The following is a 13416-nucleotide window of genomic DNA, read 5'->3' on the forward strand; positions in this document are numbered from 1 at the left end:
TCATTTTTCCCCCCAGATACAGGACATGGCCCTTCTCCCCGGTTCCCCACCGGAGGGCCACAAGCATGCAACCGCGACGGCGCTGTGGGGTCAATGCGTCGCATGACTATCGAGAGGCACGGTTCCGGTCAAGTGAAAGCGGTCGGCTTCGCAACGTACGGGGCCACAGGGCCCGCTGAGACGCAGGGTGCGAAGACCCAGCAAGGATGTGGCGGTCTCTAGCCTCGACCGCGGATCATCGACAGCAACAGCCCGTGCGTCTCGGCGTCCGCGGCCGCGACGAGTCCCCGGCCTGCCTGCCCGATCGGAGCGCCGTCGACTCCGGTGACGACGCAGCCGGCGGCCTGGCACAGAGCGATGCCGGCGGCGAAGTGCACGCTCTCGGTCAGGTCACCGCCGTCGGTGACGTATGCGGCGCGCTTGCCGGCCGCGACCCAGGCCAACGCCAGTGTCGTGGACACGACCCGCGGTCGGAAGCGTTCGATGAATCCGGGGTGGGCGAGCAGGTCCACCGCCCGGAAGCCCGGTGCGCTCGGGAAGGGCGGATCGAGGTTCACGTCCACCAGCTGGGTGGCTGCCGTCGGTGCCAGTGGCGTGTCGCTCCCGTCGCGTCGCACCCAAGCGGTCCCGCCGTCGGTGAAGAAGACCTCGCCGCTGAACGGATCGGCCACCGCGGCCGGTCCGTTGCGCAGGGCTACGTTGACGGCGACCAGCATGTTCCCGACGGCATAGTTGAGCGTGCCGCACAGGGGGTCCACCAACCACTGGCGCACCGCGTCGGCCCCACCCTGCTGCCCGCCCTCCTCGCCGTGCACCGCGTCGCCGGGGCGGGCGGATCGCAGGACGCCGAGGATCGCCTTCTCAGCCGCCACATCGGCATCGGTGGCGAAGTCCCCGGCGCCCTTGTCGATGCGGGTCAGCCGCTTTCCGTACCTGGCGCGCACGGCCTCCGCACCGGCCCGCACCGCGGCCATCGCAACCTCGGCATCGTCAGGAATCGCCTCTGCATTGATCACGGCGTGCAGAGTATCGGGGCCGCGCATCCCGCCGTAAGCCGTAAGCAGAGCCAGACCTCCGCCGCCGGTCACCGCGGCCGGTCACCGCCGCCGGTCACTGCGGTTGTCCGACGAGGCATGCGTTCGTGGCTCCAGAAGTCCCATGAAACGGTGAGGAGTTCACGTGAAACGTGTTCGGCCGAATGCCGTCTGTTCACGGGTGGGTCGACGCCCATAGCCTGTGCGACCTTCGCGCTCTGGGAGGTCTTGTGAACGGTCTCCGTGCGGCCCTTGTCTGCCTTGTGCTCGCGTGTGCCGCGGTGGCGTCACCGGCCGGGGCCGTTACGCCGACCTCAGCTGCGGCCTCAGCTGCGGCTTCGGCCACGGCTTCGGCCACGGCTTCGGCTTCGGCCGCTTCGTCGGCCGCTTCATCGGCCGCGGCGGTGAAACCGAGTTGGTCGTCACTGCCGGTGCCGCCAGCGACGGCCCCGCCGGTCACGGTGTCCGATCTCGCCGCCCGCGGGCCGGGCGCGGCATGGGCGACGGGGTACGAGCACGCCGCCGATGGGCTGCGGCCGATGCTGTACCGGTGGGACGGAACCGCCTGGAGCCGGGACACCACCTTCCCCGGCGCCGGTGAGCTGGGCTGGCTCGGCAAGGTGCAGTTCGTCGGCGAGGAGGTGTGGATCTTCCACAATCGCGCGGGGGCGGGCGAGATCCTGCGCCGGTCGGCGGGAGGGTGGAGCGCCCTCCCGCTGCCGCAGGCCCTGTGGACCTACCAGGACTTCACGGCGGTACCGGGTGCCGCCTGGGTGGTCGGTGAGGACGACACCGGGCTGAAGGTGTTGCACTACGACGGTTCCGGCTGGACCGCACAGTCCACCCCCGACGGGGTGCGGTACCTGATGGGGATCACCGCGCGCACGGCCACCGACGCCTGGGCCTGGGGGGACACCGACACCGGCACCACCATCCTGCGCTGGGACGGCACGGGGTGGCGGGACGCGAAGGTGGCGCTGCCGGCGAACAGCAACGTGCACACGCTCCTGCTCGAACCGTCCGGCCGGGTCACGATCGGCGGCAGCCAGTACACCGACGGCGTGGCCCGCACCTACCTGATGACCTTCAACGGGCGTACCTGGCGGACCACTTACCCGTCACTGGGCGACACCCACACCGAGGCCATGGTGCGCGGCCCGGACGGCGCGCTGTGGCTGCCGGTGCGCAGCGACCGCGCGTTCCAGTCGAAGTACGCGCGGGTGGACGGCCCCCGCACCACCTTCTCCTACGGACCGGAGCGCACGAACGCGATCGACGTCAAACCGCGTGCACTGGCGCGGGCCGGGTCCTCACTGCTGTCCTTCGGGACCGTCGAGATCTACGGCTCGAGACCCAATCTGATGAGCGAACGGCTGGGAGGCTGACCATGGCACGCAGACTTCTCGTCGCGGCCCTGGCTTTCGCGATGGCTTTCCTGGCCGTCATGGCCTCGGCCGCGGCGGAATCCCCGTCCTGGCAGCACGTTCCGGTTCCGGCCCAGGTACGCCCCCAGGCCGGGCTCAACGAAGCCGTGGCGTTCGGGCCCGACCGGGCGTGGGCGGTGGGCACCGATGCCGTCGGTCGCGAGGCGCCGGGCTTTCCGCTGATGCTGCGGTGGAACGGAACCGCGTGGCAGCGCCAGAGTCTGCCCGGGGCCGAGTGGCAGGGAGAGCTGCTGTCCATCGCCGCGACCTCCCCGACCGCGATCTGGGCGGTGGGCCGCGACTCGGCGGGCGGCGCCCGCCTGCTGCGCCGCGACGGCGACGCCTGGCGCGAGAGCCGGCCGCCGCGCGGTGTCGTGCTCACCAAAGCCGTCGCCGGCAGCGGTGAGACCTGGCTGATCGGTTCGCGGGACGGTGCGCAGGTGCTGCTGCGCTGGGACGGACGCGGCTGGCGGGACGTGCCGGTGCCGCCGGGATGGGTGTACGGGCTGCACATTCTGGCGGCGGACGATGTCTGGGCCGCGGGCGACACCACCTCGGGTGCGGCCGTGTCGCACTGGGACGGGAAGGCGTGGCAGCAGACGATCGTGCAGGGGTTCCCGCGGTCGGCCGTGAGCAGCGTGCTGGCCGTCTCGCCGACGGAGGTGTGGGCGGGTGGCACGGAGGGGTTCGTCGGCGGCCCGCCCGGCCGGCCGATTCCGCCCCTGCTGGTCCGCTTCGACGGACACCAGTGGAATCGAGTGAGCGTGCCCACCAACTTCGGCTCGATCAGCTCGCTGACGCCCACTACGTCCGGTGCGCTGGGCTGGGTCGCGGTGGCCCGCTCGCAGAAGTGGGGCCCGCCGGGCAGCTACCCGCCGCTTGTCCCCGGGCCGGATTTCCTCGCCTGGAACGGCCAGTCGTTCACCGAGTACAGCGAACCGACGGTGGCCGGGGAGGGCGAATCCTGGGTGCTGCGCCTTGCCCCGGTGCCGGGCACGGCAACGGTGTGGTCGATCGGCCGGGCCGACGGCCCTCAGGGCACCTTCGCTCCGCGCATCCTGCGCTTCGGCTGACAAGACGGACGGGGTTTCACCGGGCGAGGTGGGCTCGAAGGAGTGCGCGGCGACAGCGGCGCACAGAGCCCGGCGCTCGGTGGCCGGGCGCTGCGGTTGGCACCAAGAAGGCATTCGTCGCCGGCATCGGGGCACTCGGCCCCGTACGTCAACTCGCAGGCATGGAAGCAGAGATGAGAGTGATGACATGTCCTTCTCCAACCAGGCCCAGACGTCGAACGGCTACGCGCAGACCCACCCGGGCACGGGGGGACAGCGCAGCAACGGGCTGGCGATCGCCGCGCTCGTTCTCGGCATCGCAGCGATCCTTCTCTTCTGGACCGTCATCGGCGGAGCCTTGTTGGGGCTGCTGGCAGTGATTCTCGGCATCATCGGCGCGCGCAAGGCACGCGGGGGCCGGGCGCCGCACGGCATGATGTCGATCATCGGCGCGATACTCGGCGCGCTGGGGCTCATCGCATCCGGCGTGATCATCGCGATCGGCGCGTCGATCCTCAACTCCGACGAGTTCGACAACTTCGACGACTGCGTCAAGCAGGCCAAGACGCAGAGTGAACGCGACGCGTGCGCGCGGGACTTCGACAAGGACATCAACAACTGAGGCCTCAGCAGGTGGCCGAGACGACGTGGCGGCGCCCCAACGCTTGACACCTCCAGAGACAGCTCTAAATTTAGAGAGCTCTCTAAGTTCTGGCGATGGGGTGTGCGCGTATGCAGACGGGCAACGGAGGGCTGCGTGAGCAGCACAAGGCCGAGCGGCGGGGCCGGATCCTCGACGCGACGCGCGCACTCCTGCGCGAAGACCCGGAATCGGTGATCAGCACCGAGCGGATCGCCGAGCGGGCGGAGGTCGCCCCGGCCACCGTGTACAACCTGATCGGACCACGCGACAAGATCTGGGAGGCCCTCGCCGGCGGGTTCATGGCCGAACTCGAGCGCCGCCTGGCGGCGCTGGAAGCCAGTGGGCCGCGGGAAGTTGTCAGGGTGACCGTCCAGTTGTTCGTGGACGATCCGGTCGTGTCACGTCGCATGGTGCGGGAGTGGGAGCAGAGCGGCCTCGTGCTGGACCGCAATCCGCTCGCCCAACTCCGCCGGGCGATGGCGGACGCGCGAACGCAGGGCATGCTGCGCGCCGACGTCGACACCGACGGGCTGGCCGGCATGGTCGGCACCTCGTGCGTGGGCGCGCTGCACCAGTGGGTCGCCGCTCTGATCGATGACGCCCGCTTCCTCGCGCGCGCCCTGTTCGCGCTGGACGTCGCACTCGCCGCGGCGGCCGCGGATCCTTGCCGCGATCAGCTGCTGGCGCCGCTGCGAACCCGAGGCGCGGCATGACGGCCCGCGCAGGCGCGCTGCCGCAGCGCCGAGACTTCGTCGGTCATGACGGGATCCCGCTCACGGCGGATGTGTGGGGTGAGGCGTCCGCTCCCCCGCTCGTCCTGTTGCACGGCGGCGGCCAGACGCGACATGCCTGGGGCCGGACCGGCCCTCGACTGGCCACGCTGGGGTGGCGGGTCATCGCACCGGACCTGCGCGGGCACGGCACCAGCGGATGGTCCGCCGACGGTGACTACGACCTCGATCTGTTCGCCCAGGACGTCCGGGCGCTCGTCGCCGAACTCGGCAACGAACCGGTGCTCGTCGGCGCCTCGCTCGGCGGCCTGAGTTCACTGCTCGCGGCCGGGGAAGCACCCCGGGCGGCGATGCGCGCTCTGGTACTTGTCGATGTCGCCCATCGACCGGATCCGCGCGGGGTTCGCCGGATCGTCGCGTTCATGCGCGGCCGGCCGGACGGTTTCACCAGCGTCGGGGAAGCTGCCGCGGCGGTGGCCGCCTACCTGCCGCATCGCCCCCGCCCGGACGCCCTTGCAGGGATACGGAACAACCTGCGCCGCAGCGGCGACCACTGGGTCTGGCACTGGGACCCGCGGATGCTGGACAGCTTCGAGGGCCGGATGGACCCGCCCGGCATGGCGGAGCGCCTCCTGGACGCCGCGCGTCACGCCGATGTGCCGATCCTGCTCGTCCGCGGTGGCATCAGCGATGTGGTGCGCGAAGACATCGCCGAGCAGTTCTGTGACCGGGTTCCCAAGGCGCGGCGCGTCGACGTGGCCGACGCCGGGCACATGGTGGCCGGCGATCGCAACGACCACTTCATCGATGCGATCGTCCCGTTCCTGGAAGGAATCGAGGGGATGGAAGAGATGGATGGGATGGAAGGGATCGAGCGATCCTGAGCCGCAGCCGGAATCGGGCGCACGCGGGGCGCCTTCGGCGTCACTTCATGATGCGTCGTCGCCCTTGTAGAAGGCCGCGGTGTTCACGGCCTGCTGGTGCGCTCGATCTGTGTCGGCTCCTGACGCGACATGCGCCGTACGCCAGGACTCCGCCGCCTGGTCGATGAACACCCGGCCGTCGTCCGATGCGTTGAACGCGGCGATCTCGTCGTGGACAGCCGCTGAGTCCTGGTCGAGGTGCTGGGACAGCGCCAGGAACGCGCTGTCCCAGCCGATGCCGACAGCGCTGGGGCCGTAGGTGCCCCAGTGGTCGTTGTCGGGGACGACGTGGCGGAGCGTCAGGCGAGTGCCGGTTTCCTCGGGCGTCAGAGTGACCTCGAGAGTGCTCTTGTCATCGCCCATCTCCCAGGTGACACGCAAGGCGTGCGGTTCATCGCAGCGCTGGATCGTGCCGGCGGTGCCGCTGTCCGTCAGCTCGTAGCGGCCGCCCTGCTCCAGCCGGCCCTTGACCGGTTCGAACCAGCGCGCCAGCCGTTCGGGGCTGGTGATGGCCTCCCACAGGTCCGCCGCGCTGGTCGCGAAGACCCTCTCCAGCTGGACGCCGTGGTCGCTGCCGCCCGAATGCACGGCGCGGATCACGTTGTTGATCTAGTCAGCGAAGTTCATGTTGTTCCTTCGGGTTGTCCGCGACGTGCTTGCCGCGTGCCACTTCCGTTTCGAGCGCGGACAGCGCCTGTGACCAGAGTCCGCGGAACTGCCGCAGCCATGCGTCGATCTCGCGGAGCCCTGTCGGATCGACCGCGTACAGCCGTCGCGCGCCCTCGGCGCGACAGTGCACGAGGCCGGCGGCCCGCAGCACCCGCAGGTGGCGGGAGGCCGCCGGCTGGCTGATGCCGAACTCCTGCGTCACGCGTGCGGATATGCGCCCCGCGGGCTGTTCTCCGGCGGCGAGCAGCTCCAGGACACGGCGGCGCACCGGGTCGGCAAGCGCCTCAATGGGTATCACGAGCAAGTTATATAACCCAGCGGTTAAGTAAGGCCAGTGGGACGCCTCTGGACGGCGGCAGGGGCGGTGTGCGAGCGGCACCGGTCACACCCGGGCCGGCCGACGCGCGATGGCCTTGCCGGGTCCTCTTGCGGCAGCTTCGCGGCCGTCAGCTGTGCGATGGCGTTGCGCACGATCGACTCGTCGCCCTTCACCAGGGAGGGCCCGCCCGGCGCGTACGTCACGTCGGTCGAGCAGACAGGAACGGCGTGCCGCAGCCGGTGGGCTGCGGCACGCCGTGGCATGTCCAACGGGCCGCAGCCCCGCGCCGGTACGGGCGCGGGGCTGCGGCGGTGAGGTCAGCGGTGGTGGTGTCCGCGGCCCCAGGACTCGCGGTCCAGGACGTGGCCGCGCGCGTCGCGGAGCGTGGCGGTGTCGCGGTTGTTGTCCCACATGTAGTCGCGGCGGTCCTGGTACACGTGGTGGCGCATGTCGCGCCCGTAACCCGTGTGGACCTTGACGCTGGAGCGGCCGTCAAGGCGCAGGCGATCGAAGCGGTAGCGGTTGCCCTGCTTGTCGGTCAGGGTGTAGCCCCGCAGGTTCACGGCGTGGCGGGAGAGGTTCTTCACTTCCACCCACTCGGCGTTGCGGCTGCGGTTGGAGCCGTCGTCGTGGCCGGGACTGTTGTACTGCACCTTGCCGATGACGACGGACGACCGGTGCCGTCCCCCGTCTCCGTCGGCAGCGGCGGCCGGCAGGGCGCCGGCCCCCAGGACGACGCCGGACGCCAGGAGCGCGGCGGCGATGCGGCGGATGTCACGTGCAGCGGACATGAGTGCCCCCTCAGGAACATGCCCAGAACCCCAGAACGCAGGACACTGAACGATGCGGGTTTCCCGGCGTGTTGCCGAGAGACCACACTGTGGACCGCCGCGGCGCCGTGCGGGGGCGGACAGAAGGGCGTTACGGGATGCGGACATTTCCGCAACCCTCGCCTGTATCCGGCACGTACTGGAATAGGAGCATTTTCAGAAGTTGCTGCATATGCCAACAGCCCTGTGCCCATCTGACAACAAGCGGTTGCCACCCCCGACCCCTCCCCCTCACCCGCGCCCGCCCCCCGGGCCGGCGTCCGGTAACAGCCCTCCGCCCCCGGGAATCGCACGCGAGCATCACACCTGCTCTGACATGCGATTTCCCAGCCGGGAAGCCCGGTTCTGCTCGGAGCTTTTCCGATGGCCCTGCGTCAGGCGCGCCCGTCGTGGCCGGTCGGCAGCCACGCCCCACTGACGGTGTGTGCGACCGCTGTTAGCCTGCGCCCATGATCAAGGGGAGATCGCCTGACCGAAGCCGAATAGCGCGCATAGCGGGCACCAACAGGTCAGAGCGTGTACTGATCCTGGCCAGCTTCGTGAACCGCGTCGGCAACGGGCTCTTCAACACGGCGGCGGCGCTCTACTTCACGTTGGTCGTGGATCTCCCGGCAGTACAGGTGGGCGCCGCCCTCACGATCGCCGGCTTGATCGGCCTCCTCGCAGGGATACCCGGCGGGCACTTGGCCGATCGACGCGGGCCGCGCACGATCATGATGCTCGCGCTGGCGGTTCAAGCCGTGGCGATGTCCGCTCTCGTGCTGGTCGACAGCTGGGCCGCCCTCACCGTCATCGCCACCGTGGACCAGCTCGCCGCAGCCGCAGGCGGCGCGGCCTGGGGAGCCCTCGTGGTCCGGGTCGGCACCGACCGCCCCGCGGCGTTCAGGGCCAAGCTCCGCACCTACGTCAATCTGGGCGTCGTCCTGGGGACCGTGGGCGCCGGATTCGCGGTGACAGCCAATACCCGTACCGCCTACTTCGTGCTGATCCTCGGCAACGCGGCCAGCTTCGCCCTGTGCGCCCTCCTGCTGTTCCTGCTCCCCAACTACCGGGCCGTGGAGCCGCCTTCGCGGCAGGAGCGCCGCTGGATCGCTCTCACCGACCGCCCGTTCGTGACCTTCACCGCCCTCTTCGGTGCGATGGGGCTGCAATACCCGGCGGTGTCCCTGCTGCTGCCGATCTGGATCTCAGAGCACACAGACGCACCGCGCTGGACCGTGGCGGCGGTATCCGCGATCAATGCCGGAGTCTGCGTCCTGCTGCAGAGCAGGATCGGATCCCGCATCGAAACCCCTGTCGACGGCGGCAAGGCGTTCCGCACGGCAGGACTTCTCTTCCTCCTCAGCTGCCCGATGATGGCCCTGAGCGCGCACACTCCCGTGTGGGCGGCCGCGGGCCTCGTGGTCGCAGCGATCTTCGTCCACAGCCTCGGGGAGATCTGGGAGTCCTCGGCCGGCTTCGCCCTCGGCTTCGGCCTGGCCCCCGACCATGCCCAAGGCCAGTACCAAGGGCTTCTAGGGCTCGGCTTCAGCGCGGGCCAGGCGCTCGCCCCCGCCATCCTCACCACCGTCGTACTCGGCCTCGGCACGGCCGGCTGGCTGCTCCTCGGCGTGTTCTTCGCCGCTGTGGGCGCCGCCGGCCCCGCACTTGAACGCTGGGGCACGCGAACCAGGCCTCGGCAGGAAACCGCGGCTGCGGAACCCAGCGCGGAGTCGGACCAGGCGCACGCATGACCGCGGCAGGCACGATGGCAGAGCCGGCCAGGGTCAGCAGACCGGCCGAGCAGGAGGAACAGAGTCCTCCAGGAAGCCGGTCAGCAGGTCGGTGACGGCCGAGGGACGCTCCAGACTGGGCAGATGACCTGCCCAGGGCAGTTCGACGTGATCGGCGTTCGCGAGCAGATCCGGCAGCCGGGCAGCGATCTGCCGGAAGTCGGCCAGGTCATGGGCGCCCGACACGGCAAGGCAGGGCGCCTGAATTGCCGCCAGATCCATTGCGGCCTCGATGGGCTCGAACTCCTCAGCGGCAGCCATCTGGAGCTCGAAGGCGCGCCGCTGCATCTGGCGTACCGCATCGCGGGCGGTCTCGTCGGCGTCCGGGCCCAGCCACGTTTCGACCATCAGTTCCGTCGCGCCGGCGACATCGTCCGCTTCGAGCAGTGCGTCCTCGCGCTCGCCGAGTGCGTTCAGCTCGTCAGAAGGCTCATGTCCGGGAAGGGCGGAGCAGATCAACGCAAGCGCGTTCACCCGGTCCGGCCACCGCGCGGCGATCTCCAGCGCGACCTGTCCGCCGTACGAGGACCCCACCAGTGCCGCCTGCGCGATGCCAAGCCCGTTCAGCAGGGCCAGCACATCCTCGGCATCACTGTGCGGCCGGTCCGGCGCGGGAGTCCCGCCGAAGCCCCGAAAATCACAGCGCACCAGCCGGTAACCGGCGTCGATCAAGGCCGGCCACTGGGCATCCCACATCCGCCGGTCGCACACCCCGGAATGCAGGAGCACCAGGGCAGGGCCATCGCCGGCCACGTCATGAGAGAGCGTCATCCAAGAGATCCTATACAGCGCCTACTTGCCCTCCCCCAGGCTCGTTCGTTCGCGGCCGATGGCCGGCCGGCCGGTCGCCTTTTGGCGGCGGGCTGCGTGTACTGCTTGCGGCTGCACCTGCGGTTGGGCCTGCGGTTGGGCCTGCCGTCGGGCCGAAGCACCCGGATCAGGAGCGCTGCCCCATCGAATCTGGAGACGCTCCGTTTCGCCGCTCAACAGCACAGGACCGGGACGCGCTGCACGAGGTTGTTTCCGAAGCCTCCTCGGTTCCAGGACTGTTCGAGGGGCTGGGTGTGGCCGTCGGCATCGGAGGCTCGGACGGTGAGGATGTGGCGGCCCGCAGCCGCGGTCCAGGTGGTGTGCCAGGCCTGCCATCCCCAGCGGTGCGGGCCGCGGGGAGCGACTTCCGCGTCGGTCCAGCTGCGGCCGTCGTCGGCGCTGACCTCGACCCGGGCGACCGGCCCGTACCCCGACCAGGCGCGCCCCTCCAGCTCCACGGGTCCGGGGCACACGATCCGCACCCGTGACATGAAGTCCGGGAAGCCGGGCGGGATCAGCAGGGCGCGCGGGGCGATCCGGGTGACGGGCTCGCCGGGCTCGTCGGGGGACTGCCGGATGCGGTACGCCACGGTCTGCTGGAAGCCGGTGAACGGAGCGTCGACCAGTTCGACGTCACGGAGCCATTTGACGTGCGCCATGCCGTACCAGCCGGGGACCACAAGGCGCAGCGGGTAGCCGTGCTGGGGCGGCAACGGGCCGCCGTTCATCGCGTACGCGAGCAGTACGTCCCCACCCACGGGGAGCGGCAGGCTGCGCCGGTAGTCCTGCTCGACGCCGCGCTCGACCCCGTGGTCCGCGCCCGTGAACACGGCCTCGATCGCGCTGTCCTCGACCCCCGCCTCGGCGAGCACCGTCCGCAGCGGTACGCCCGTCCAGTCGGCGGTGCCCACCGCCTCCACCAGCCAGGGCTGACTGACGGGGCGCGGGCTCAGCCGGGCACGCCCGTTGCCCGCGCACTCCATCGTGACCCGGTGAGTGACGGCCGGAAGCGCCTGCAGGTCGGCGAGCCCCAGTTCCACGGGGGTGCGAACCCGTCCGCCGACGGAGAGCCGCCAGGTGTCCGCGTCGGCCGCGGGGATGTCGTAGTGGACCAGCACATAGTGGAGGCCGAGCGGCGTGACGTCGTAGCGCAGGGCCTCCAGCGGCAGGCCGTGATTGCGTGCCGCGAGCACCAGCTCTTCCTCGCTGATGGCCTCGTCGGCGGCAGCGACGCGTGGCGGTGTGCTGACATCACCGAGGGATGTCTGCTCCATACCTCCATGCTCCCTCGCGCGGCTCACCCCCGCGCGGGCGTGACGCCCCTCGCCCCTGTGTCAGTCATGTCCGTCACGGCGGGCGGCCTCGCGGCTGAAGCAGCTGAGGCAATGAAGCCGCGAGGTGTTCGTGGCGCTGACGTGACACGGGCGGCGACGAGGAATGTGCCGGCGTGCGGACACGCCGCGCCCTGAGTGGGAGGCTGGAAGCGTCCGGCTGCCGCCGCGCGGGTGTGGTGACAGCCGGGGCGCGAGGGGCCGGGCTCCCCCTCGATCGGTTCCTCGCGCGAGGTGCCCTCCCAGCGGCGCGAGGCTGCGGGAGTTGCCTCGTCGGCGCGCTCGGAGGGCGGAGGCTGGAGCCGCATTGTCGGTGATGCGGCTCCAGCTGGCCTCGGCGGTCCGTCACGGCTCAAGGGCTGGGAGCCTGGGGGGGCGCAAGCCCAACTTCACCCCGTCCGAGAGTAGAAGGAAAGCCGGGATGATCGGTAGCGTCCGCCGGTCACGCGGCTTGGATCGTCCCCGCGTGGAGAGCGGCCGCGGTGGCATGCAGCGCGGGCCGGGGCCTGGCCTCAGCTGCGCGAGCGGGATCTTGCTCCAGTCGGGTCCGGCTCTCCCCGAGCCCCCTCCCCAGCCCTCCCCTCGCAGCCCCCTCATCGTCTCCATCCCGCTGCTGGCGCCACCCCGCGTCACACCGACCACCAGCCGGGAGCAAGGCTCAAGCCTCCGTTCCGGATGGGCGACAACATGCCCCAGTCGGCAGTCAGTTGGGCCTGCGCCGGAGCCCTCCACTCCCGAGGCCTTGACGGAGCGGACGGGACCCGGTGGCGCGGAATCGTCGTTCGCCGCACCGCCCCACCCGCCTCTGCCGGCACCTGAGGTTCGGGGCGGTCGTTACATCGCCAACACATCGGGTTAAGGTCACCATGATGTGTGGGCAGCGGGCCACTCCAGCGGACAGAGCTGGGCCTGGCCGACGTCGGCGTCGCGGCCGCTGCTCACCGATCGACGAGGAAGCCGGAGCAGGGTGCCGCCATGGGAGACAACGTGACGAACATTCCGTCTGCGCCGCCCCCACCTGACGATCAGCCCTCCGCTCAGCAGCTTCCCTCCCTCAGGGCGGAGACGGAGCAGCTGAGAGCCACCACCGAGCAGCTGCGCGAGCAGGTGTCCGAGCTGGAGGTCCAAACGCGAGCGCGCCCCCGGATCGCTCTCGCCGAGGGCGTTCTGGTCGAACGCTACCGTCTGGCGAACGCGGAGGCGGCATTCACGCTACTGCGCCAGGCCTCCCAGCGGGCCAACATCAAGCTGCACCAGCTGGCCGCCGCTGTGTCCCGAACACCCGGGCCCGCGCCGGGTGCCAAGACGTGGTTCAGCAGGCGGTCCCAGCATCCGATACCCGACCTGAGCGCGCTCGAGGGCGGCACGCTCAACGCGACCAACCAGGGCGAGGTACTCGGCGCCGGGCTGCATCGCGTCCTGACCATCACCGGTACGGACATGGGCAACGTACAGCTGGTCGAGGACGGCGTCCTGCGCATGGCGAAGCACGCCGGTCTGCCCCGGCAGTTCACCGACTACTTCGCGTTCGTCGAGGGGAACACCTCCTGTGCTCGCGCCGCGGCCGCCAGCCACCAGGTCACCGTCAAGGAGGTGGCCTCGTCGGCCGGCTTCGACGAGGAGGCGCGCCGTGTGATCCTCACGGCCGGCAGCCGGGCCTGCCACAGCGTCCCGCTCATGGACGACCAGGACACCGTGCACGGGGTCATCTCCTCCCACCACGCCCGCCCCCTGATCGGCTTCACCCAGGCGCAGCTGCAGGACCTGCACACCATCGGTCGCACCCTGGGCATCTGGATCAAGTGGCATCAGCACACCGTCCTCCTCGACGCGCTGGAAGACCTCCACCAACTGGCTCTCGCCTCCCGCCAGTAGCGG

13 protein-coding genes are annotated in these 13416 nt (G+C 70.5%); 7 read left to right on the forward strand and 6 right to left on the reverse strand.

Annotation, left to right across the window (positions count from 1 at the left end; all coding sequences use genetic code 11):
* Positions 1-218: 218 nt before the first annotated feature.
* Positions 219-1043, reverse strand: a complete 825-nt coding sequence (locus ACIGXX_RS23395) for an inositol monophosphatase family protein (RefSeq protein ID WP_383822174.1) — start codon at positions 1041-1043, stop codon at positions 219-221.
* A 422-nt stretch (positions 1044-1465) separates the two neighbouring features.
* On the opposite strand from ACIGXX_RS23395, the gene ACIGXX_RS23400 reads away from it, so the two are divergent.
* From ACIGXX_RS23400 to ACIGXX_RS23420, 5 genes are all read left to right on the forward strand, one after another.
* Entirely contained in the window at positions 1466-2419 is a 954-nt protein-coding gene (locus tag ACIGXX_RS23400) for a hypothetical protein (RefSeq protein ID WP_399978344.1), read from the forward strand.
* 2 nt (positions 2420-2421) lie between these two features.
* Positions 2422-3531 (forward strand): hypothetical protein, encoded by a 1110-nt coding sequence (locus tag ACIGXX_RS23405; protein WP_399978347.1) that lies wholly within the window; start codon positions 2422-2424, stop codon positions 3529-3531.
* 187 nt (positions 3532-3718) lie between these two features.
* A complete protein-coding gene (locus ACIGXX_RS23410; RefSeq protein ID WP_361471136.1) occupies positions 3719-4132 on the forward strand; it encodes a DUF4190 domain-containing protein in 414 nt (137 codons plus the stop codon).
* A 110-nt stretch (positions 4133-4242) separates the two neighbouring features.
* Positions 4243-4866: a TetR/AcrR family transcriptional regulator gene (locus tag ACIGXX_RS23415; protein ID WP_399978350.1), complete on the forward strand. Its 624-nt coding sequence runs from the start codon at positions 4243-4245 to the stop codon at positions 4864-4866.
* On the forward strand, positions 4863-5768 hold the full coding sequence (locus ACIGXX_RS23420; RefSeq protein WP_399978353.1) for an alpha/beta fold hydrolase: 906 nt from the start codon (positions 4863-4865) through the stop codon (positions 5766-5768). Before ACIGXX_RS23415 ends, ACIGXX_RS23420 begins: the two co-directional genes overlap by 4 nt.
* A gap of 45 nt (positions 5769-5813) precedes the next feature.
* Here the strand turns inward: ACIGXX_RS23420 and ACIGXX_RS23425 are convergent, their stop codons facing one another.
* The 3 genes from ACIGXX_RS23425 to ACIGXX_RS23435 form a co-directional block, all read right to left on the reverse strand.
* Positions 5814-6407: an SRPBCC family protein gene (locus tag ACIGXX_RS23425; RefSeq protein ID WP_399978356.1), complete on the reverse strand. Its 594-nt coding sequence runs from the start codon at positions 6405-6407 to the stop codon at positions 5814-5816.
* Positions 6408-6420: 13 nt separating this feature from the next.
* Positions 6421-6774 (reverse strand): metalloregulator ArsR/SmtB family transcription factor, encoded by a 354-nt coding sequence (locus tag ACIGXX_RS23430; protein WP_366463236.1) that lies wholly within the window; start codon positions 6772-6774, stop codon positions 6421-6423.
* A gap of 338 nt (positions 6775-7112) precedes the next feature.
* On the reverse strand, positions 7113-7586 hold the full coding sequence (locus ACIGXX_RS23435) for a lamin tail domain-containing protein (protein ID WP_351168065.1): 474 nt from the start codon (positions 7584-7586) through the stop codon (positions 7113-7115).
* 488 nt (positions 7587-8074) lie between these two features.
* Here ACIGXX_RS23435 and ACIGXX_RS23440 point away from each other — a divergent pair, with 488 nt between their 5' ends.
* A complete protein-coding gene (locus ACIGXX_RS23440) occupies positions 8075-9358 on the forward strand; it encodes an MFS transporter (protein ID WP_399978361.1) in 1284 nt (427 codons plus the stop codon).
* A gap of 33 nt (positions 9359-9391) precedes the next feature.
* Here ACIGXX_RS23440 and ACIGXX_RS23445 read toward each other — a convergent pair whose 3' ends face one another.
* Positions 9392-10168 carry an alpha/beta hydrolase gene (locus ACIGXX_RS23445; protein WP_351168069.1) on the reverse strand — a complete coding sequence of 259 codons (777 nt, stop codon included), beginning with the start codon at positions 10166-10168 and terminating at the stop codon, positions 9392-9394.
* A gap of 212 nt (positions 10169-10380) precedes the next feature.
* Positions 10381-11481 (reverse strand): sulfite oxidase, encoded by a 1101-nt coding sequence (locus tag ACIGXX_RS23450; RefSeq protein ID WP_399978365.1) that lies wholly within the window; start codon positions 11479-11481, stop codon positions 10381-10383.
* Positions 11482-12513: 1032 nt separating this feature from the next.
* Here ACIGXX_RS23450 and ACIGXX_RS23455 point away from each other — a divergent pair.
* Positions 12514-13413: an ANTAR domain-containing protein gene (locus ACIGXX_RS23455; protein ID WP_351168073.1), complete on the forward strand. Its 900-nt coding sequence runs from the start codon at positions 12514-12516 to the stop codon at positions 13411-13413.
* Positions 13414-13416: the final 3 nt, after the last annotated feature.

It is taken from the genome of Streptomyces sp. NPDC055243 (genome assembly GCF_044544025.1).
GTDB lineage: Bacteria > Actinomycetota > Actinomycetes > Streptomycetales > Streptomycetaceae > Streptomyces.

Coding starts and splice junctions, on each gene's coding strand:
- ACIGXX_RS23450 (WP_399978365.1), bottom strand. CDS start 11,481: ATGGAGCAGACATCCCTCGGTGATGTCAGCACACCGCCACGCGTCGCT.
- ACIGXX_RS23420 (WP_399978353.1), top strand. CDS start 4,863: ATGACGGCCCGCGCAGGCGCGCTGCCGCAGCGCCGAGACTTCGTCGGT.
- ACIGXX_RS23440 (WP_399978361.1), top strand. CDS start 8,075: ATGATCAAGGGGAGATCGCCTGACCGAAGCCGAATAGCGCGCATAGCG.
- ACIGXX_RS23435 (WP_351168065.1), bottom strand. CDS start 7,586: ATGTCCGCTGCACGTGACATCCGCCGCATCGCCGCCGCGCTCCTGGCG.
- ACIGXX_RS23415 (WP_399978350.1), top strand. CDS start 4,243: ATGCAGACGGGCAACGGAGGGCTGCGTGAGCAGCACAAGGCCGAGCGG.
- ACIGXX_RS23395 (WP_383822174.1), bottom strand. CDS start 1,043: ATGCGCGGCCCCGATACTCTGCACGCCGTGATCAATGCAGAGGCGATT.
- ACIGXX_RS23410 (WP_361471136.1), top strand. CDS start 3,719: ATGTCCTTCTCCAACCAGGCCCAGACGTCGAACGGCTACGCGCAGACC.
- ACIGXX_RS23445 (WP_351168069.1), bottom strand. CDS start 10,168: ATGACGCTCTCTCATGACGTGGCCGGCGATGGCCCTGCCCTGGTGCTC.
- ACIGXX_RS23455 (WP_351168073.1), top strand. CDS start 12,514: ATGGGAGACAACGTGACGAACATTCCGTCTGCGCCGCCCCCACCTGAC.
- ACIGXX_RS23405 (WP_399978347.1), top strand. CDS start 2,422: ATGGCACGCAGACTTCTCGTCGCGGCCCTGGCTTTCGCGATGGCTTTC.